The sequence below is a fragment of the Marinobacter metalliresistant genome (genome assembly GCF_038098645.1).
Lineage (GTDB): Bacteria > Pseudomonadota > Gammaproteobacteria > Pseudomonadales > Oleiphilaceae > Marinobacter > Marinobacter metalliresistant.
Map to the genome: position 1 here is coordinate 187,116 of NZ_CP101118.1, position 19,264 is coordinate 206,379.

Genomic DNA, 19,264 nt, shown 5'->3' on the forward strand with positions numbered 1-19,264 from the left:
TCACTCCAGAATCGGCCCGATTACCGGCCAGACATTTTCCAGCAGCCTGGCCTGGGCTTCTTCGGTTGGGTGGATGCCGTCATCCTGCATCAGTCCATCCTCGTTGTAGATGCCATCAAGAAAGAAGGGAACCAGATCGGTGTTATAGCGGTCTGACAGCTTCGGGTATATTTCGGCAAACATTTCCGTGTAGCGTTGTCCGTAATTCGGTGGTATCTGCATGCCGACAAGCACGGCGCGGGCGCCGGAGTCCTGAACCTGTTCGATCATGGAGGCGAGATTGGATTCGATGACGTTGGGAGGGAAGCCGCGAAGGCCATCGTTGCCGCCAAGTTCGATAATCACAACCTCGGGGTCGTTTTCCGCTATCAGTTCTGGCAGCCGGCGAGCACCGCCATCGGTGGTTTCCCCGCTGATGCTGGCATTGACCACTTCCCAGCCGGCCAGCCCGTTGCTCTGCAGACGGTTGCGCAGTAACTGCACCCAGGCAGTCTCGGAGGGTACGCCATAGGCTGCGCTGAGGCTGTCACCGACAATAAGCAGTGTGTTCTGGCTGGCCATTGCCGGCAGGGCCAGCAGGGCAACCGCGAGAAAAAGAATTGATCTGACGTACGCCGATGCCGTATGCATAGAAAGTTAATACACCTTATTCCGTTTTCAGGACCCAGGATCGGGAGATTCCGTGAATCAGATGACCAATGTTAACCCGGAAAGCCAGAGCCCCATGTTACGGGTGGAAAACCTGACTCATCGCGTCAGCCTCGAAACCGATACGCTAACGATCCTGCAGGGGGTCAGTCTGGAAATCAATCGGGGAGAGTCCGTAGCCATTATCGGTCGCTCCGGTTCCGGCAAGACCACGTTGCTGGGACTACTGGCGGGTCTTGATACACCAAGCGACGGAACGGTTGAGCTGGACGGATCGGTGATCAGTAAGCTCAGCGAGGACGAGCGGGCGAAACTCCGCGCCCACCGGGTTGGATTTGTGTTTCAGTCATTTCAACTGCTGCCAGCTCTGACGGCGCTTGAGAACGTTATGCTGCCACTGGAGTTGGCCGGAATGGAAGCGCCGGAGAAGCGGGCGCGGGAGCTCCTGGAACGGGTAGGGCTGGGCGAGCGCCTGACCCACACACCAAGGCAGCTCTCCGGCGGTGAGCAACAGCGGGTGGCGATTGCCCGGGCGTTCGCCTCGGACCCCCTGATCCTGTTTGCCGATGAGCCCACGGGCAACCTGGATAACCGCACCGGCCAGGCGGTCTCCGACCTGCTGATGGCGCTGAACCGGGAGCAGGGCACCACACTGGTGATGGTAACCCACGATGAGCACCTGGCGGCTCGCTGCAGCCGGCAGCTGCATATCGAAGCCGGCGTCCTTACCGAACCTGAAGCGGCGCAGGAGATGGCGCACTGATGGCCGCTGCAAAAAAACTGATGTCTGTCCGCCGGGACTGGCGGGAGCGGGATGTGCGCGTTGTTTTGGCGGCACTGATCATTGCGGTTGCCACGGTTGCCACCATTGCCCTTTTTGCCAGCCAGCTGCAGCGCACCCTGGTGACCTCGGCCAGTTCCTTTCTGGCCGCCGACCGTCAGCTCGAAGCTGAAAACGGCCGTCCGATTCCGGAATCCTGGCTGGAGCAGGCAACGGAGCGTGGCCTTGAAACCGGTCGCATGGTGGAGTTCTCGACCATGGTGTTCGGTGCTGACAACTTCCAGCTGGTGTCCGTCAAGGCGGTGAGTAACGAGTACCCCCTGAGAGGCGATATTGAGATCCAGCAGAACCCTGAGGGGCCGAGGGAGCGGGTAAAACAGGGCCCGGCGCCAGGTGAAGTATGGATCAATCCTCGCCTGTTGCGTCTCCTGGAACTGGAAATCGGTGACAGTCTGGAAGTGGGAAGCCGAAGCCTGACTGTATCTGGCCTGCTGATTCGCGAGCCGGACGGCGGTTTCCGTCTTTCAGCCCTGGCCCCCCGGGTCATGATGCATGTCGACGATGTGTCCTCTACCGGCGTTGTTCAGGAAGGTAGCCGGGTTGAGTTTGTGTATCTGTTTGCCGGCGAAGAGGCCTCTCTCGACGCCTATTACCAATGGCTTCAGCCCCGGCTTGAGCCCAGCCATGAATGGGAGAGTGTACGTGACGGCGAAACCTTCTCCCAGTCGCTGGAGCGCGCAGAACGTTTCCTGTTGCTCGGTGGCAGCCTGGCCGTGCTGCTCGCCGCCGTGGCTGTTGCAGTGGCGAGCCGGCAATACGCGTTATCCCAGCGTGACACCGTGGCCCTGCTCAAGACTCTTGGCCTGAGTGGTGCCGGTATCGGAGGCCTGTATCTCCGGCGGCTGGCGCTCTGGGGGGTGGCCGGGATTGTCGGCGGCCTTTTGGTTGCACTTCCGCTGTATTGGCTGCTGACCCGTATGCTGAGCGAGGTGCTGGAGCGCCCGGTGGGTTTTCAGCTTGACCCCTCAGCTCTGGTGCCCGCCTTGCTCACTGCACTGGTCTCCCTGTTCGCCTTTGCCTACCCTCCGGTGCGCCGGCTCCGAAACGTACCGGCCATGCGGGTGTTGCGTAGTCAGCCCGGGGAAACCGGCCGTGAAGCGCTGCCGGATCTGGTTATCGCCATCGTGGCGGTGTTCGGCCTGGTGTGGGTGTACGCCGGTGAACTGGCGTTGGTGGTGTCTCTGCTCGGTGGTCTCGCATTGTTGCTGGGAGCGCTCGGGTTGGCCGGCTGGCTGCTGGTTGCGACCCTTCACCGGGTCCGTGGTGGCAGCAATTCCTGGCGCCTGGCTCTTGTCGGTCTTTACCGACACCGCAAAGCCAGCCTGTCCCAGATTGCGGTCTTTGCGATGACCCTTATGCTGGCAGCCACGCTGATTCTGGTGCGGACATCGTTGCTGGCGGACTGGCAGGCACAACTGCCCGACAACGCGCCCAATCACTTCCTGATCAATATTGCGCCCGATACGGTCGATGAAATCGACGCCTTCTGGCAGGAGCGTGGTCAGCCACTGGATAAACTTTATCCCATGGTTCGCGGCCGTCTGACCGGGCTCAATGGCCAGCCGGTGAAGGAGGTGGTCAGCAAGGATGAGCGTATTGGTGCCCTCAACCGAGAGCTGAACCTCACCTGGATGTCGGAACTGCCAGACGATAACCGGATTGTGGAGGGCAGCTGGTTCCGGCAGGGGCAGAAAGGCGGGGTTTCTGTGGAGTCCGAACTGGCGGGAAAGCTGGGTCTCGTTCTGGGTGATGCGCTGACGTTTACCATCGGCTCCGAAAAAGTCACCGAAACCGTGACCAGTATTCGCACTGTTCAATGGGACAGCATGAAGCCCAACTTCTACATGGCTTTTCCGCCTGGCGGCGGTCTGTCGGATATGCCAGCAACCTGGATCACCAGTTTCTATCTGCCCATGGACAAAAAAGATGCCCTGAATGCATTCTCCCGAAGATTCCCGACGGTGTCCGTACTGGAGATTGACCACATCATCGACCGGATTCAGGAGATCGTCCGGCAGGTTACCCAGGCCATTGAAGCGATTCTGGCGCTTATTCTTGCCGCCGCACTGGTGGTGATGGCCGCTGTGGTCAGCGCCACGCTCCGTGACCGGCAGCGGGAGGGCGCCCTGCTGAGAACCCTGGGCGGCCAGCAGAGCCTGCTGGTGCGCAGCACCATGCTCGAGTTTGCCTTGCTAGGCGGTTTCGCCGGGATTCTGGGGGTGGTTGCGGCCGAGGCTGCCGTCTGGGCACTTCAGTTCCAGATGTTTGAAGGAGCCTTCCAATGGCACTGGCGTGTGGTCTTGTCGATCCCTCTGATCAGCGCGGTTGTATTGGCGCTGTTTGGCCGATGGCAATTGCGGCCGGTGTTGAGCGTGTCGCCGATGCTCTTGCTGAGACGCCTGGAATAAACTCCGGGCGGGACCGGAGGGTTAACGGTAATTGGCCAGGATGGCATCCAGTTCGCCGCTTGCCCGGATGCGGGCGAGTTCAGTATTGAACTCATTGGCAAAGGACTGCCATTCCGGCCGGAGCATCAGCCGGAGTCCGTACTCTCTGATGCCCTTGCGGGACGTTGAGAACTGGTCCTGCAAGCCTTCGTTACGCAAGATCCATTGCCCGACCAGCCTGTCTGCGACGGCGACGTCAAACCGGTCGCCGTGAAGCACGAAAGTGAACATATCACGGTGCCGGGAGACATCGAAGCGGCGAATCTTGCCTTCAGAGAAATAGGGCTCCAGCTGTGGGTAGAGATACCCCAGATGGGTGACGACGGTTCTGGAAAAAAGATCTTCCGGAGTCTCATAGACAAACTCGGAGCGCTTCGGAAAGAAAAACACTTCCTCGATGGTCACAATCGGGTCGGTAAACACGAAGTTGTCGGGATCGTCTGTCCACTCCCTGGCCCTTGGCGTGCAGTCGATGTGCCCGCCAAGCAGCATCTCGTCGACTCGCTTCCGGGGAATCTGCTCGGCAACCACGCTGTAACCAAGCCGCTGAGTAATCAGGGAAACCACATCCCAGATGATTCCCGAGGGCGCGCCCTGATCCACAATCAGGTACGGCGGGTAGCCATTGGGCGAAATGTTCAGGTGGAAGACTTTCTGTTCCCGGGCGTCGGCGGCACTGAATATAAGGGGCGCCAGCGTGAGGAGCAGGGCGCTGAGAACAGTGGGGAGACGGCAGGAGCGTCGGTATTTCATGCGGAGGGGCTCTCTACGGAAAGAACTGTAGGTGGAAAAACGAACCCGGCTAAGATTCCTGCCAGTAGCAGGGATTGTCACTCCTTTGTTGGCCAATTTCAATGACTTGAAATCTATGTTCAGACAACCGGAGGAAGGGGGCCGATGAACGGCCCCGTTTAACGAATAAACAGCAATGGTCAGGCCCAGGCGCGACGCAGTACGGCGCGGGCATCTTCAAGACTGACTTCCTTCGGGTTGAACATGATGGAACCGTCATCCAGTGCCATCTCCGCGATAGCGTCCAGCTGCGCTTCCGTCACCTTGCCGGTTTCTTTCAGCGTGCGCGGCAGCTGACACCGTTTGTACAGAGCATCCCGTAATTTCCGGATTGCGGAAATACTGGCCTCGGCCCGGCGGCTTGCCGGGGTAGCGGCGTAGACTTCCGGTCCTTCCAGGTATAGCAGCAACTCGCCCAGGGGCTCCCGGATCGTTTCGAGGTTGTACTCGAGCACGTAAGGCAGGTACAGGCTCATACACAACCCATGGGGCAGGTGGCAGATGGCACCGGTTGCATGTCCGAGAGCATGCACCAGGCCCACCATTGAGTTAGAGAAGGCAATGCCTGCCATGGTGGAAGCCTGGGCCAGTTCCAGCCGGCCGTCACTGTCTTTTGGGTTGTCCATGACCTTCAGAAGGGAATTGCTGACCTTTTTGATTGCCGCCGTAGCGTAGGCATCGCTCAGCGGATTCTTGGCCATGCAGGTAAAGGCTTCCGTTGCATGGGTCATGGCATCCATCGCCGTTGCCGCCGTGATATGCGGCGGCAGGGTGAGGGTCATGCGCGGATCAATGATCGCGGCATTGGGCAGCAGGAACGAGGAGGTAAACGGGAGCTTTACGCCCTTGCCCTCGTCGGTAATCACCGCCACCGAGGTTACTTCGGAGCCAGTGCCGGCGGTGGTCGGAACCACCAGAAACGGTTTCAGGGGATGTTTGAGCACGCCAGCGCCGCTGTACCTGGCAATGTCGTCACCACCCTCGGACACCAGGATGTTGACCGCCTTGCCGGTATCTATGGCCGAACCACCCCCGACAGCGATGATGGAGTCGCATTTTTCCTGGCGGTAAATACCGGCAATATCGCGCACCACGGTGGTGGAGGAATCCGGTGGCACGTCATCGTAGATGGCGGTGATTTCCAGCCCGCTTTCCTCGCAGGCGGCAATCACCGGCTCCAGCAGGCCTGCGGCGCGTACGCCCTTGTCAGTGACAATCATTGGTCGTTTGGCGGCCATGCCAGTCAGCTCATAAGGAATGTGCTCGAGGGCGGCCTTGCCGGCAATCACTTTTACCGGGCAGAAGAACTCATAGTATTTGTTGGTCATTATGCTCTCGCTGTCTCGATGAAATTGGTGGCGACTTTCAGGTAAATACGTGCGGCACTGATCAGTTTTTCCGGCAGGTGCAGGTCCGCCGGGTATTCCTTGACGGCACGCCGGGCAACCAGTTTTGGCAGGATGAAGGATTCCAGGCGATTGAGAACCCGGGTCATCCGCACGGCGTGGCTGATGTCGCCGTCTACCAGCATGCGGTCATTGGCGAACGCCACCGACGTTTTCTCCTGGAAGGACAGCACCAGAAAGGCATGGGCAACGTGTTTGAACCGAATCGACAGGTCCACCGGACGGGGGGCGGTGTTGCCGTGGTAGCGGAATCGCCCCTGGCCGGTATGTTCCACAATCAGCCGGGAGCCATTGGGCATCACCATCATTTCAAACAGAAAGCCGTCGGGCAGGGCCCGTGTTTCATTCTGGACGTTCTCATCCACCTCGCTCACCGCCTGCAGGGCCCGCCCCATCACCTGGAACATCAGTTCCACATACATGCGCCGCGCCTGGAAAACCATGGGCTGGATACGTTTCGCTAACATGTCCGTCATCCAATCGTTGTTGATGTCATGTGATTTTTAGAGTTATTGCTCTAAAAGTCAATGGAGACGATGACAGAAGATGCGCGTCGCACCGGCAACCAGCCTTCGGTGAAACCAAAAAGGCCGGAATCCCGCTGGACTCCGGCCTTTTCAAGGAGTTGATCTGACAGGAAATTACTGAGTCAACGCAGCCAGTTTCCGTTTGGCCTCTTCGGCAACATCACCGCCGGCTTCAGCGGCCTTGCTGTAGTAGGCGATTGCCTCATTACGGTTGTTCTGTTTAACGGCAACATCGCCCAGGCGCAGGAAGGCAATGGATGTGGGGACCGTCTCATTGGCTTTCGTGAGGTTCTCCCGGGCCTTGTCCAGATTGTTGAGCCTCAGGGCGTTCAGGCCGTTGTAAAGGCGATACTTGAACATCTCGGGGTAGAGTTCCACCGCCTTCTCGAAATCGGTACTCGCTTTGTCATCCTGTTTCTGCTCCTGATAAATGCGGCCGCGCAGGGCGTAAAACATCGCTTCCCGTGGCAGCAGGCGAATGGCTTCATTCACCTTGTCCAGAGCCGCTTTCATCTCGCCCTTGGAAGCCAGTTCCATGGCTTTGTCGTGGGCATCATAGGCAGGTTGCAGTGAGCGAAGTTTGGCCATTCTGCGGTCGTAAACATCCTTGCCACGGTAGCCGCCAGTCCCGATTTTCCGGGCGAGTTGCCGGTTTTCCTCCACCCGTTTCGCAGAGGGCGGGTGAGTGGCGAACAGGCCGTCGATAAAACCGGACTGCCTGCCTTCCGACAATTTCAGGAAGATTTCCTGGAGTTCAACCGCGGCGGCCGGATCGTAGCCCGCTTCTTTCATATAGAGAATGCCGTAGTGATCGGATTCCAGTTCATCGCCCTGGCTGTATTGCGCCAATGCAAGCTGGGTGCCCAGCGCAGCGCCACCCATAATCAGACCGGCCCACTCGTTATCCGAGAGTGCAAAACCAAGGCCGGCAACACCTGCGCTGATTAACATGCCCTGCTGCATTCGCTGGACACTGTGCCTCGCCGCCGCGTGAACAATCTCATGGCCCAGGACCGACGCCAGCTGGGCCTCGTCGCCGAGCTCTGTCAGCAGGCCTCGGTTGATGGCAATCTTTCCTCCGGGCAGGGCCCAGGCGTTGGGAACGCTGCTGTTAAGAACCACGAACTCATAGGGCAGATCCGGACGATCGCTTACCGCCGCCATTTTCTGGCCGACTTCCCGCACATACAGTGTCAGCTCGGGATCAATGTAAAACTGGCCGCCCTGGATTTGCTGGGTGGGCACGTATTGCTCCGCGCCCATGGCGAGTTCCTGGTTCTCTCCGATCAGCGAAAGCTGCTTTTCTCCGGTAACCGGGTTGACCGAACAACCGCCCAGTGTGAAAGTCAGGGCAATTGTGAATAGGCTGATTTTTATAGCGGACAGGTTCACAGTGAACTCCCTATTAATGATGCAATGATGGGCACGGATTGCGTCGGGTGCCCGAATCCTGAATGGCCTGTTTATAGCACAACTTTGCCTGGAGTTGGATTACCCGGCATGTCTCAGCGGTGGTGGCAAGCAGGTCCTTGGCGTATCATAAGCTTCTGTTCCCGCGCCGTTTCGCACTTTTCACTCTAAGGCCGCCAATGGGTAATTTGCTCGAACTGATTGCATTGCTCTGGTTCCTGACTTGCTGGCTTGGCTACACCGAATACTCCAAGCGCCGGGCTGCTGATCGCCCTTGCCTGTCCAACACCCTCGATATGTACCGGGAAGACTGGATGCGGGTCATGCTGCGGCGGGAGAACCGCATTGCCGATGCTTCCGTGGTTGGCAATCTCGAACGCAATGGCGCCTTTTTCGCCTCCAGCTGCCTGTTGATTCTGGCCGGTATTATCACTGCCCTGGGTTATACCCAGGAAGTCATGGAAGTGTTCAGCACCATGCCATTCGGCAAACTGCCAACTCGCGAAATCTGGGAGCTGCGCATGGTGGTGCTGCTCGTCGTCTTTATTTACGCTTTTTTCAAATTCACCTGGTCGATGCGAATGTACAACTTTGTGTCGGTGATGGTCGGCAGTGCGCCGCCGCCGGACGACACCAAAACCAGCCCGGCGGGCCGCGAAGCCTTCGCCCGGAGTGCCGGCAACGTCTGTAATCTGGCTGGGGACGCCTTCAACCTTGGCCTGCGCTCCTACTATTATGCATTGGCTGTGGTTGGCTGGTTTATTCACCCGCTCGTTTTCATGGCCGCCTCGACGCTGGTGGTTATCGTACTTTACCGCCGGGAATTCTGTTCCAATGCCCTTGAGGCCCTGCGGGCCGGGAAAGTGTTCGATGAACCGGTCCCCGGCAAGCCCGAGAGCAGTCCCAAACCCAAAAGCTGACCGACAGGTTGAACCTGAATGAACGATGACATCCGACGGAAGCGGGTTACCCGTTTTATCGATACGCTCAACCAGGCCAAAGAGCTCGGCCTCACGGTTACCAGGGCCAAAAAAGGCAACCTGACACTGTGCCTGCCCTACAGTGACCGGATCATCGGAAATCCGGACACGGGCGTGATTCATGGCGGTGCCATAACGACATTGATGGATACAACCTCAGGTTGCGTGATTCTGTGCACCCTGGAGGACTTCGAACTCTGCCCGACGCTGGACCTGCGGGTGGACTACATGCGCCCGGCGCAGCCCCGCCAGCCGGTTTATGCCCGGGCCGAAACCTACCGGGTAACCCGTAACATTATCTTTACCCGCTGTGAGGCTTACCAGGAGGGGGGTGAAACGATTGCAAACTGCGTAGCCACCTTCATGCGCATTGGAAAGGATGCCAGCCCCAGACATTACCGGGACCTGATTACAGGAGGTGAAGAATGACCGATCCGGAAATCCTCCGGTATACCCAGGAAACCGGCGACTTCAGCCGGATGCTTGAAAGTATTCCCTACGCCACCTGGATCGGCCTGCACTGTGAGCGGTTCGGAGACGACCTGATTTTCCGCCTGCCCTGCAAGGATTCCAACCTCGGCAACCCGATCCTGCCGGCCATCCACGGCGGTGTGATTGGTGGCTTTATGGAAATGGCCGCCAATATCTACCTGATTATGTCCCAGGAAAGCCTTCGCATGCCCCGCATCGTCGACTTCTCCCTGGATTACCTCCGGGCGGGCCTCAACCGCGAAACCTACGCCGAATGCCGCCTGACCCGCCAGGGCAATCGTGTGGCCAACGTGATGGTCAGCGCCTGGCAGAAATCCCGTTCGCAACCCATAGCAACTGCCCGGGCCCACTTCCTCCTCGAAGACTGACTTTGCCGATACACCGGGGCTTGAAATGCCCCGGTGTGCCCCCAATTCCTGTTCAACACGAACTCGATAGCCAGGTGGCGCGGGTAGGAAGGGCTTTCCAAAACCGTGCGGAGCCATGGATGGCGGAGCCGAGCGTACAGGGAAGTATTCACAGCGTGTTTTGGAAAGCCCTTCCTACCCGCGCCGCTCCACCGATTGAAACAAAGCAGGAGTGCCAAACGCCATGACGGTTGAAACGCAAAAAGAGACCCTGGGTTTTCAGACCGAAGTGAAGCAGCTGCTTCATTTGATGATCCATTCCCTGTATTCCAACAAGGAAATCTTTCTTCGCGAGCTGATTTCGAACGCCTCGGATGCCGAAGACAAACTGCGTTTCGCGGCGCTGAAGGATGACGGCCTGTATGAAAGCGATCCTGAGCTGAAGATTCGTCTGGATTTCGATGAAGAGGCCAATACCGTCACGCTGACCGACAACGGCATCGGTATGACCCGTGACGACGTTATCCAGAACCTCGGCACCATTGCCCGTTCCGGAACGGCCGAATTCCTGCAGCAGTTGTCCGGTGATGAGAAAAAGGACAGCAAGCTGATCGGTCAGTTCGGTGTCGGTTTCTACTCAGCGTTTATCGTGTCCGACAAAGTTGATGTGTTCACCCGTCGTGCCGGTGCGCCTGGCGAAGAGGGCGTGCATTGGGAATCCAAAGGCGACGGTGAGTTCTCCATTGAGCAGGTGAACCTGGAGAACCGGGGCACCCAGATCGTCCTCCACCTGAAACCCGACGCCAAGGAATTTGCCAACGGCTGGAAACTGCGCAGTCTGGTGAAGAAGTACTCGGATCACATTTCCTTCCCGGTGGTGATGAAAGCCGAATCCGACGAGGGCGAAAAGAAAGACGAGTACGAGACCGTCAACGATGCGACGGCGCTCTGGACCCTTCCGCGTACCGAGATCAAGGACGAGGAGTACAAGGAGTTCTACAAGCACATCGCCCACGATTTCGAAGACCCGCTGACCTGGTCCCACAACAAGGTGGAAGGCAAGCTGGACTACACCAGCCTGCTGTACATTCCGGCCCGTGCGCCGTTTGACCTGTACAACCGGGAAGCGCCCCGTGGCCTGAAGCTGTACGTGCAGCGTGTGTTCATCATGGACGACGCCGAGCAGTTCCTGCCCCTGTACCTGCGCTTTGCCAAGGGCGTGATCGATTCCAACGATCTGTCCCTGAACGTGTCCCGGGAGATCCTGCAGAACGACAGCACGGTGGAAAGCATCCGTACCGCGGTCACCAAGCGGGTTCTGGACATGCTGTCCAAGCTGGCGAAGAAGGATCCGGAGCAGTACCAGAAGTTCTGGGGCGAGTTTGGCACCGTTCTCAAGGAAGGCCCGGCGGAGGATTTCAGCAACCGCGAGAAAATTGCCGGCCTGCTGCGTTTTGCCTCTACCCATACCGGCGAGAGCACCCAGAACGTGTCTCTGGATGAGTACATCGGCCGCATGAAGGAAGGTCAGAAGAAGCTCTACTACATTACTGCCGACAACTTCACCGCCGCCAAGAGCAGCCCGCATCTTGAAGTGTTCCGCAAGAAGGGCATTGAGGTACTGATCCTGTCTGACCGTATCGACGAATGGATGATGGGTTACCTCAACGAATACGATGACAAGCAGTTCCAGGACGTGGCCCGGGGGGATCTGGACCTTGGCGAAGTGGAAACCGAGGAAGACAAAAAGCACAAGGAAGAGGCCGCCGAGGAGCACAAGGACCTGCTTGAGCGCATCAAGAACGCCCTGAACGACCGGGTTCAGGAAGTGCGTGTTACCAACCGCCTGACCGACTCACCGGCGTGCCTGGTTGTGGGTGACTTCGACATGGGCGCGCAGATGAAAAAGATCATGGAAGCCGCCGGCCAGAAAGTGCCGGACAGCAAGCCAATCTTTGAAATCAACGTGGACCATCCGCTGGTCCAGCGCCTGGAAAGCGAGAAGGGCGATGAGCGGTTCAGCGAGCTCTCGGCGGTACTGCTTGACCAAGCCACCCTTGCCAGCGGTGAGCAGCTCCAGGACCCGGGGGCCTACGTAACCCGCCTGAACCGTCTGTTGCTGGAACTGGCGAACTAAGCGCCTATGCAGCAGATCATAGTGGATATCAGCATCAGCCCTGATGAGTGGATCAAACTCTATCAGGGCGTTGCCACCGATGTTCACACCACGGCCCGGGACGGACGCTCTGTCCGGTTCCCGGCCCGTATCCTTTCCCGTTTCTACCTTCGCGATGGTATTCGCGGCAGTTTCCGCATTGTGTTTGACGATGCCGGCAAGTTCTCCTCCATCGAACGGCTTTGATCAGCCGAATACACCATCCATAAACAAAAGCTTTCACAATTTTATTTTTAATTAATTGTATTGCGCGCTCTGCCTCACGCTATGGTGAGATTGTTCTCGTCAGGCAGGAGCAGGTCCATGTCAGATGTGTTTTCACTCAGTCATTCTATCGCCTGGCCGGATTTTCTCGGAATCCTGGCAGATTACTCGAGCGATTATGCTTGTGCCCAGTAACCGGAATGAAGCCCGCAGAGTCTGCGGGAAACCCTATAGGCACACGCTATCCCGGATATAAGAAATACTCAGAGCAGAGTGTTTGTTGTGTCCTATAGTTAGAGGTGCCGAAATCGAAGCAGTGTCGTTTTGCCAACCCCAATGAGGAGAGAGAAATGACAGACAACAACAGTACGGGTGGAAAGTGCCCCGTAATGCATGGCTCGAACACGCAGGAGAAGGCCGACGTAGCCGGTTGGTGGCCTGAAAACCTCAATCTTGACATTCTTCATCAGCACGACCGCAAAACGAATCCCCTCGGTGAGGAATTCGATTATCGGGACGAGGTCAAAAAGCTCGACTACGAAGCGCTTGAAAAAGACATGCACGAGCTGATGACCAACAGCCAGGAATGGTGGCCTGCTGACTGGGGGCACTATGGCGGCCTGATGATCCGTATGGCGTGGCACGCTGCCGGTACCTACCGACTGGCCGATGGCCGTGGCGGCGCAGGTACGGGTAACCAGCGATTTGCACCACTGAACTCCTGGCCTGATAACGGTAACCTCGATAAAGCCCGGCGTCTGCTGTGGCCGCTCAAGAAAAAGTACGGCAACAAAGTGAGCTGGGCTGACCTGTTTATCCTGGCCGGCAACGTTGCTTACGAGTCCTTTGGCTTTAAGACATTCGGTTTCTCCTACGGCCGTGAGGACATCTGGCACCCGGAGAAAGACATTTACTGGGGGGCTGAAAAAGAGTGGCTGGCGCCGTCCGACAGCCGTTACGAAGACGTCGAAAAGCCCGACACCATGGAAAACCCGCTGGCCGCAGTCCAGATGGGACTGATCTACGTGAACCCGGAAGGGGTCAACGGTCAGCCGGATCCGCAGAAAACCGCTGAGCAGGTACGTGTGACCTTTGCTCGTATGGCGATGAATGACGAAGAAACCGCTGCGCTGACGGCTGGCGGCCACACCGTCGGCAAGGCCCATGGTAACGGTGACGCCGATGCCCTGGGGCCAGAGCCGGAAGGTGCAGACGTGGAAACCCAGGGCTTTGGCTGGATAAACCCCAACTTGCAGGGAAAGGCGACCAATGCCGTTACCTCTGGCATTGAGGGCGCCTGGACCACAAACCCCACCAAGTTTGACATGGGCTACTTCGATCTGCTGTTCGGCTACGAGTGGCAGTTGACCAAGAGCCCGGCGGGTGCAAACCAGTGGGAACCGGTGGATATCAAAGAAGAGCACATGCCGGTTGATCCCACCGATCCCTCTGTGCGCCGCAAGCCGATGATGACGGATGCGGACATGGGCATGAAGGTGGACCCGAAGTACCGTGCGATCTGTGAAAAGTTCATGGCAGATCCCGAATACTTCAAGGACTGCTTCGCCCGCGCCTGGTTCAAGCTGACTCACCGGGACATGGGCCCGAAAGCCCGTTATATCGGCCCGGACGTACCGACCGAAGATCTGATCTGGCAGGATCCGGTTCCCCAGGGCGAGACCAACTACATTGAGGAAGTGGTCAAAGAGAAAATCGCCGAAGCCGGCCTGAGCCTGAACGAGCTGGTCTGCACCGCGTGGGACAGCGCCCGTACGTTCCGCGGTTCGGACATGCGCGGTGGCGCCAACGGTGCGCGCATTCGCCTGGCTCCGCAAAAGGGCTGGGAAGGCAATGAGCCAGATCGCTTGGCCAGGGTGCTGAAGGTTTACGAGAAAATCTCTGCGGACACCGGCGCCAGCGTCGCTGATGTCATCGTGCTCGGCGGCAACCTGGGTATCGAGATGGCAGCAAAAGCCGCCGGCCACGAGGTTCACGTTCCTTTCCTGAAGGGCCGTGGCGATGCCACCGACGAAATGACGGATGCTGAATCCTTTGATCCCATGGAGCCGCTGTCTGACGGCTTCCGTAACTGGCAGAAGAAGGATTACGTGGTCAAGCCGGAAGAAATGCTTCTGGACCGCGCCCAGCTGATGGGCCTGACCGCGCCTGAAATGACCGTTCTGCTCGGGGGTATGCGGGTGCTGGGCACCAACCACGGTGGCACCAAGCACGGCGTATTCACGGATCGCGTTGGCCAGCTGACCAACGACTTCTTCGTGAATCTGACCGACATGGCCAACCGTTGGGAGCCCACTGGCAAGAACTCGTACAACATTGTGGATCGCAAGAACGGCAATACCAAATTCACCGCGACCCGTGTTGATCTTGTGTTCGGTTCCAACTCCATCCTGCGTGCCTACGCAGAGCTGTACGCCCAGGACGACAACGAGGAGAAGTTCGTGAAGGACTTTGTTGCCGCCTGGACCAAGGTCATGAACGCCGACCGTTTTGACGTTAAATAAGACCTGCCGGTAAGTGAATGGGCATCCCGGTACCGGGGTGCCCGTCTACCAACTTCCCGCCAAATTCCTTACAATCCGCTCCGTCTGATTATTGATCAGTCTCACCCTGAACAGCCCCTCTTTCTGCTGGAGCACTCATGCGAATCATTCTCGCCCCGATGGAAGGGCTGGTCGACGCACCTATCCGTGAAACACTGACCAAGGTCGGTGGGATTGACCGGTGCGTGACGGAATTCGTTCGCGTAACCCATGGCATGCTGCCGCCGAGAGTGTTCTACAAATACGCCCCGGAACTTCATAACCAGTCGCTCACCGAAGTGGGCACGCCCGTGGCTGTCCAGTTGCTGGGTTCAGACCCGCAGCAGATGGCCCGCCATGGCGTGCGTGCCGCGGAACTTGGCGCAACCCAGGTGGATATCAATTTTGGCTGCCCGGCCAAAACCGTGAACAAGCACAAGGGAGGGTGCGTGTTGATGCGTGAGCCGGAGCTGATGCATGAGATTGTGGCTGCGGTGCGCCAGGCCGTGCCAAAGCGGGTGCCGGTAACGGCCAAGATGCGCCTGGGTTATGACGATCGATCCATGGGCGTGGCCTGCGCCCAGGCCCTGGAAGCGGCCGGAGCGGAAGAGATTGTTATCCATGCCCGCAGCAAAGTGGATGGCTACAAACCGCCTGCCTACTGGGAGGAAATCGCCCAAGCACGGGAAGCGGTGAAGACCCATATTATTGCCAACGGCGAGATCTGGACCGTCGCGGACTACTGGCGATGCCGTGAGGTGTCCGGTTGCGACGATGTGATGATCGGCCGTGGCCTGATTGCGCGGCCAGACCTGGCCCGGCAGATCAAGGCAAGCCAGGAGGGCGAAACGGTACCGGATATGACCTGGCAGGAAGCTGTGGCCCTGGTTCGTGAGTACGCCACGGTTCTGCAAGGCTGGCTGGAGGACCGCTACGTGACCGGCCGCATCAAGCAATGGCTCAACTTCCTGCGCCAGGGTTTCGCCGAGGCTGAAGCCCTCTGGCCAGAGGCCCGCAAGATCCGCCGGGTGGCCCCCATGATGGCCTGCCTGAAGCAGCCAGGACGGGTGCCAGCGTTGTCCTGCCTACCGGTATCATCGCTGAGTGGCCGCGCCATGGCGTTTAATGGTGCGGACGACTGAGCCTCTGGCTGCAACTGAAGAAAAGCCTGGCTCGCGGCCGGGGATAATCAGTCTTCCATCTCTGGCCGGTACTTGCCCGAGCGGGCGGCCCCGTTCAGGCGGGCGCGCTTGATCAGTGCGGCCTGAGCGTCCGGGCCGTTATCCAGGTTGCCGGCCCAGGCCTTCTGGGCCGGCTCCTGCAAGGCCCGGCCGTAGGAGAAGCTCAGCTCCCAGGGCTGGGCGCCCATACTGTTCATAGCATTCAGGTTGATGGTGGCTTCTTCCGGGGTCTGGCCTCCTGAGAGGAAGCAGATGCCCGGTACCGCTGCCGGCACCGCCCGACGAAAAACGCCAAGGGTTGCCGTTGCCACTTGTTCCGGCGAGGCCTTCGGGCTTTCCTTGCCGGGTGTCACCATGCTGGGCTTCAGGATCATCTGTTCGAGCGCCACTTTGTGGCGGTAAAGGGCGTGGAATACCTCGCGAATCACTGCTTCACTCACTTCCGCGCAGCGCTCGATGGTGTGGTTGCCATCAATCAGTACCTCCGGCTCCACAATGGGCACGATGCCCAGGGACTGGCAGATAGCGGCATAGCGGGCGAGAACCTCGGCATTGGCCTCTATGGCCTGCCGCGAGGGCAGGGTGTCCGAGATGTGGAACACATCGCGCCACTTGGCAAACCGGGTGCCCTGGTGCTTGTAGATTTCCAGGCGGTCTTCAAGGCCATCCAACCCAACTGTGATCTCGTCACCCGGAGCGTTAATCAGGGGCTGCTTGCCCTTGTCCACCTTGATGCCCGGCACAATGCCCTTGCTGGCAAGCAGTTTTGGCATGGGCTCATTGTCCAGGCTGTTCTGGCCCAGAGTTTCCTCAAACAGAATCACACCGCTGATAAACTCCCCAAGACCCGAGGCTGAGAAAATCAGGCTGCGGTACTCCCGGCGTTTTTCTTCGCTGGACTCAACCCCAACGGCCTTGAAGCGCTTGGCGATGGTGGGGTGGCTCTCATCGGCGGCGAGAATTCCCTTGCCCGGCTGCACCAGTTCCCGGACGGTGGCGTTCAGTTCTTCCTGAATGGTCATAGTAAGCTCCTGATTGATCCGTAACAGTCTGAGTGGTCGTTCGGCCCGCCACCTAATTGTAGACGCTGAATAGCGGTCTGGAATTTGATCTGGGCTAAGGCAGAAACCGAGGTACTGCATTAGGCTGTATTTAATAACAACAGGAAAAGGGAAGGCCTGAGTATGAAAACCGTTGTCAGTGTCAGCCAGGGATCATCCGAATACGATTACGATCTGGAAACCGAGTTTCTGGGCCAGCCTTTCCGGATTATCCGCATCGGCACAGACGGTGATCTGTCCCGGGCGGAAGCGGTGCTGGAATCGGTGCATTCCCAGGCAGACGCCATCGGCCTGAGCATGATTCACGACCACTACGAGGTGGGCCGGGAACAGCTTGAACACCCGGATACCGCCCGGCTGGAGGCCTGCGTTCCGGATAAGCCGGTCACAACCGGCGCGGGCCTGCGGGGTATTCTGCAGGAGTGGGCGGTGCGCCACACCCAGTCCGGACTCGGGCATTTCTTTGATAACGCCCGGGTGGTCTTCATGAACGGGCAGGCGGGTTATCGCATTGCCAGGGCGTTATCCGAACACACTGAAAACCTGTTTTTTGCCGACCCCTACACCGATTTCGGCGTGCCAAGGTTGCTTACGTCCCTGAAACAGCTCGAAACCTACACCTCGCTGACCGCGCCCATCATGTTCCGGCCTGCGGCGGTGAAAACCGTCGAGACCATTCTGCGCACACCGCTGTACCGCCTCGGAGAGGGTCTTGTTAAGGGTTCCCTGCATCACGCGGTGTCCGAAGCCCACGTGATTGTGGCGGCTATCGGAGACCTGGAGCACTTCAGCCAGAAAGAGCTGGATGGCAAAACCGTAATCACGTCTCGGGTTACTGAGTCCTCCCTTGACTGGATGCGTTCCAGGCGAGTGGCCATGGTGGTGGACTACAGCCCCTGGCTGGAAGGCCGGCCGGTTGGGGTCAACGTGATGGAAGCGATGATCAGTGCGGCGCTCTCCCGGACGCCGGAGCAACTGGGGCCGGATGACTATCTGGATGTGATCCAGAGCCTTGGTATCGAGCCCAGAATTCTGTACCCCAACGGATACCGCCGGGTGAACCGCTTCGCTTTTGTGATCCACCCGCTTTCGCAGCAGTACCTCACCAAGACGCCGCCCCTGGACTGGATTGCCAATGTGTCGCCTCCGATGGTGATGAATCTGGTTGAGAAGGCCGTGGCCTATACACCGCCGTTTATCTACTCGAAGGTTTCCGGCATCAGGTCACCCACGGGCGATGAAGTGGAGGGCTGGCTGATTACTGTCGGTGGCACGCCCCGGGAGATCATGGCGCACGGCCCGGAGTTTACCTACGCAAGGCTGCTGCAGGCGGCAAAACTGGCGAAAAAGCTTGGTGCCCAGATCATGGGCCTCGGCGCGTTTACCAAGGTCGTGGGTGATGCCGGTATTACGGTGGCCAAGCGGGCGCCGCTGCCGATCACCACCGGCAACAGCTACAGTGCCTCCGGCGCCCTCTGGGCGGCCCATGATGCCATGAAGATAATAGGGCGGGTCAGTATCGGCCCTAGTGGCAAAGCAGCCGGCAAGGCCATGGTCGTGGGCGCCACCGGTGCCATTGGGTCTGTCTGCGCGCGCCTGCTGGCCAAGGCAGTGGACGAAGTCTATCTCGCAGCGCCGGAGCCTGCGAAGCTGCTCGCACTGAAGGAAAGCATTGAGCAGGAAACACCAGGCGCCATTGTGCACGTTGCCGGTTCCGCGGAGCGCGATCTGGCAGACATGGACATGATCGTGACCGCCACCTCCGGCGCTGGCAAACGTATCCTGGACATCATGAAAGTGAAGCCGGGTTGCGTGATTACCGACGTGGCCCGGCCGCTGGATATTCCCGCGGAAGATGTGGCCAAGCGCCCGGATGTACTGGTGATTGAATCCGGCGAGATCCAGCTACCGGGCGAGGTGCGCATGAAAGACATCGGCCTGCCCAAAGGGATCGCCTATGCCTGCCTGGCGGAAACCGTGGTGCTGGCGCTGGAAGCGCGCTTTGAGAACTTCACCCTGGGCCGCAATATCGAGTGGGAGAAGGTAAGGGAGATCTACAGGCTGGGCCTGAAACATGGCATGAAGCTGGCCGCCATCTCCGGGGTGAACGGAGTCTTTGCCGAGGAGGATTTCGAACGGGTTCGGGTTCTGGCGGCCAGTAAAGAGGATCAGGCGGAAGGATCAAGCACGCCGGCGTAACGCACGCCGCTGA

Annotated in this window: 16 protein-coding genes; 10 read left to right on the top strand and 6 right to left on the bottom strand. The window is 58.7% G+C overall.

Features of this window, described 5'->3' with window-relative positions; all coding sequences use genetic code 11:
• Positions 1 to 630, bottom strand: coding sequence for an arylesterase (locus tag NLK58_RS00915; RefSeq protein ID WP_117616855.1), 630 nt, complete (start codon positions 628 to 630; stop codon positions 1 to 3).
• Positions 631 to 691: 61 nt separating this feature from the next.
• Here NLK58_RS00915 and NLK58_RS00920 point away from each other — a divergent pair, with 61 nt between their 5' ends.
• Complete coding sequence (locus NLK58_RS00920) at positions 692 to 1,411, top strand: ABC transporter ATP-binding protein (RefSeq protein ID WP_117616856.1); 720 nt, start codon at positions 692 to 694, stop codon at positions 1,409 to 1,411.
• Positions 1,411 to 3,897 (top strand): FtsX-like permease family protein, encoded by a 2,487-nt coding sequence (locus NLK58_RS00925; protein WP_341581790.1) that lies wholly within the window; start codon positions 1,411 to 1,413, stop codon positions 3,895 to 3,897. The genes NLK58_RS00920 and NLK58_RS00925 overlap by 1 nt, the downstream gene beginning before the upstream one ends.
• Positions 3,898 to 3,918: 21 nt before the next feature.
• Here the strand turns inward: NLK58_RS00925 and NLK58_RS00930 are convergent, their stop codons facing one another.
• From NLK58_RS00930 to NLK58_RS00945, 4 genes are all read right to left on the bottom strand, one after another.
• Positions 3,919 to 4,689, bottom strand: a complete 771-nt coding sequence (locus tag NLK58_RS00930; protein WP_341581792.1) for a transporter substrate-binding domain-containing protein — start codon at positions 4,687 to 4,689, stop codon at positions 3,919 to 3,921.
• 179 nt (positions 4,690 to 4,868) lie between these two features.
• On the bottom strand, positions 4,869 to 6,056 hold the full coding sequence (locus tag NLK58_RS00935) for an iron-containing alcohol dehydrogenase (RefSeq protein WP_117616859.1): 1,188 nt from the start codon (positions 6,054 to 6,056) through the stop codon (positions 4,869 to 4,871).
• Complete coding sequence (locus tag NLK58_RS00940; RefSeq protein WP_341581795.1) at positions 6,056 to 6,601, bottom strand: hypothetical protein; 546 nt, start codon at positions 6,599 to 6,601, stop codon at positions 6,056 to 6,058. The genes NLK58_RS00935 and NLK58_RS00940 overlap by 1 nt, the downstream gene beginning before the upstream one ends.
• Positions 6,602 to 6,775: 174 nt before the next feature.
• A complete protein-coding gene (locus NLK58_RS00945; RefSeq protein ID WP_341581796.1) occupies positions 6,776 to 8,053 on the bottom strand; it encodes a M48 family metalloprotease in 1,278 nt (425 codons plus the stop codon).
• A gap of 197 nt (positions 8,054 to 8,250) precedes the next feature.
• Between NLK58_RS00945 and NLK58_RS00950 the strand changes: the two genes are divergently transcribed.
• The 7 genes from NLK58_RS00950 to NLK58_RS00980 all read left to right on the top strand — a co-directional run bounded on the left by NLK58_RS00950 (position 8,251) and on the right by NLK58_RS00980 (position 15,952).
• Entirely contained in the window at positions 8,251 to 8,991 is a 741-nt protein-coding gene (locus NLK58_RS00950) for a DUF599 domain-containing protein (protein WP_341581798.1), read from the top strand.
• A gap of 18 nt (positions 8,992 to 9,009) precedes the next feature.
• The gene (locus tag NLK58_RS00955) at positions 9,010 to 9,480 is read left to right on the top strand and encodes a PaaI family thioesterase (protein WP_117616862.1); all 471 of its coding nucleotides are present in this window, start codon (positions 9,010 to 9,012) and stop codon (positions 9,478 to 9,480) included.
• Positions 9,477 to 9,911, top strand: coding sequence for a PaaI family thioesterase (locus NLK58_RS00960; protein WP_117616863.1), 435 nt, complete (start codon positions 9,477 to 9,479; stop codon positions 9,909 to 9,911). Before NLK58_RS00955 ends, NLK58_RS00960 begins: the two co-directional genes overlap by 4 nt.
• Positions 9,912 to 10,134: 223 nt before the next feature.
• Positions 10,135 to 12,027 carry a molecular chaperone HtpG gene (gene htpG, locus NLK58_RS00965; RefSeq protein ID WP_341581801.1) on the top strand — a complete coding sequence of 631 codons (1,893 nt, stop codon included), beginning with the start codon at positions 10,135 to 10,137 and terminating at the stop codon, positions 12,025 to 12,027.
• A gap of 6 nt (positions 12,028 to 12,033) precedes the next feature.
• On the top strand, positions 12,034 to 12,252 hold the full coding sequence (locus NLK58_RS00970) for a DUF2835 domain-containing protein (RefSeq protein WP_008172004.1): 219 nt from the start codon (positions 12,034 to 12,036) through the stop codon (positions 12,250 to 12,252).
• A gap of 368 nt (positions 12,253 to 12,620) precedes the next feature.
• On the top strand, positions 12,621 to 14,792 hold the full coding sequence (gene katG / locus NLK58_RS00975; protein WP_341581804.1) for a catalase/peroxidase HPI: 2,172 nt from the start codon (positions 12,621 to 12,623) through the stop codon (positions 14,790 to 14,792).
• A 137-nt stretch (positions 14,793 to 14,929) separates the two neighbouring features.
• Positions 14,930 to 15,952: a tRNA-dihydrouridine synthase gene (locus NLK58_RS00980; RefSeq protein WP_341581806.1), complete on the top strand. Its 1,023-nt coding sequence runs from the start codon at positions 14,930 to 14,932 to the stop codon at positions 15,950 to 15,952.
• Between the two features lie 47 nt (positions 15,953 to 15,999).
• On the opposite strand, the gene NLK58_RS00985 is transcribed toward NLK58_RS00980, so the two are convergent.
• Positions 16,000 to 17,013, bottom strand: coding sequence for a class I fructose-bisphosphate aldolase (locus NLK58_RS00985; protein ID WP_341581808.1), 1,014 nt, complete (start codon positions 17,011 to 17,013; stop codon positions 16,000 to 16,002).
• 162 nt (positions 17,014 to 17,175) lie between these two features.
• On the opposite strand from NLK58_RS00985, the gene NLK58_RS00990 reads away from it, so the two are divergent.
• Entirely contained in the window at positions 17,176 to 19,251 is a 2,076-nt protein-coding gene (locus tag NLK58_RS00990; protein WP_341581810.1) for a dehydrogenase, read from the top strand.
• Positions 19,252 to 19,264: the final 13 nt, after the last annotated feature.

What these genes read in the sequence shown, in the direction of transcription:
- NLK58_RS00915 (WP_117616855.1), bottom strand. Translation starts at nt 630, where the DNA reads ATGCATACGGCATCGGCGTACGTCAGATCAATTCTTTTTCTCGCGGTT.
- NLK58_RS00920 (WP_117616856.1), top strand. Translation starts at nt 692, where the DNA reads ATGACCAATGTTAACCCGGAAAGCCAGAGCCCCATGTTACGGGTGGAA.
- NLK58_RS00925 (WP_341581790.1), top strand. Translation starts at nt 1,411, where the DNA reads ATGGCCGCTGCAAAAAAACTGATGTCTGTCCGCCGGGACTGGCGGGAG.
- NLK58_RS00930 (WP_341581792.1), bottom strand. Translation starts at nt 4,689, where the DNA reads ATGAAATACCGACGCTCCTGCCGTCTCCCCACTGTTCTCAGCGCCCTG.
- NLK58_RS00935 (WP_117616859.1), bottom strand. Translation starts at nt 6,056, where the DNA reads ATGACCAACAAATACTATGAGTTCTTCTGCCCGGTAAAAGTGATTGCC.
- NLK58_RS00940 (WP_341581795.1), bottom strand. Translation starts at nt 6,601, where the DNA reads ATGTTAGCGAAACGTATCCAGCCCATGGTTTTCCAGGCGCGGCGCATG.
- NLK58_RS00950 (WP_341581798.1), top strand. Translation starts at nt 8,251, where the DNA reads ATGGGTAATTTGCTCGAACTGATTGCATTGCTCTGGTTCCTGACTTGC.
- NLK58_RS00955 (WP_117616862.1), top strand. Translation starts at nt 9,010, where the DNA reads ATGAACGATGACATCCGACGGAAGCGGGTTACCCGTTTTATCGATACG.
- NLK58_RS00960 (WP_117616863.1), top strand. Translation starts at nt 9,477, where the DNA reads ATGACCGATCCGGAAATCCTCCGGTATACCCAGGAAACCGGCGACTTC.
- htpG (WP_341581801.1), top strand. Translation starts at nt 10,135, where the DNA reads ATGACGGTTGAAACGCAAAAAGAGACCCTGGGTTTTCAGACCGAAGTG.
- NLK58_RS00970 (WP_008172004.1), top strand. Translation starts at nt 12,034, where the DNA reads ATGCAGCAGATCATAGTGGATATCAGCATCAGCCCTGATGAGTGGATC.
- katG (WP_341581804.1), top strand. Translation starts at nt 12,621, where the DNA reads ATGACAGACAACAACAGTACGGGTGGAAAGTGCCCCGTAATGCATGGC.
- NLK58_RS00980 (WP_341581806.1), top strand. Translation starts at nt 14,930, where the DNA reads ATGCGAATCATTCTCGCCCCGATGGAAGGGCTGGTCGACGCACCTATC.
- NLK58_RS00985 (WP_341581808.1), bottom strand. Translation starts at nt 17,013, where the DNA reads ATGACCATTCAGGAAGAACTGAACGCCACCGTCCGGGAACTGGTGCAG.
- NLK58_RS00990 (WP_341581810.1), top strand. Translation starts at nt 17,176, where the DNA reads ATGAAAACCGTTGTCAGTGTCAGCCAGGGATCATCCGAATACGATTAC.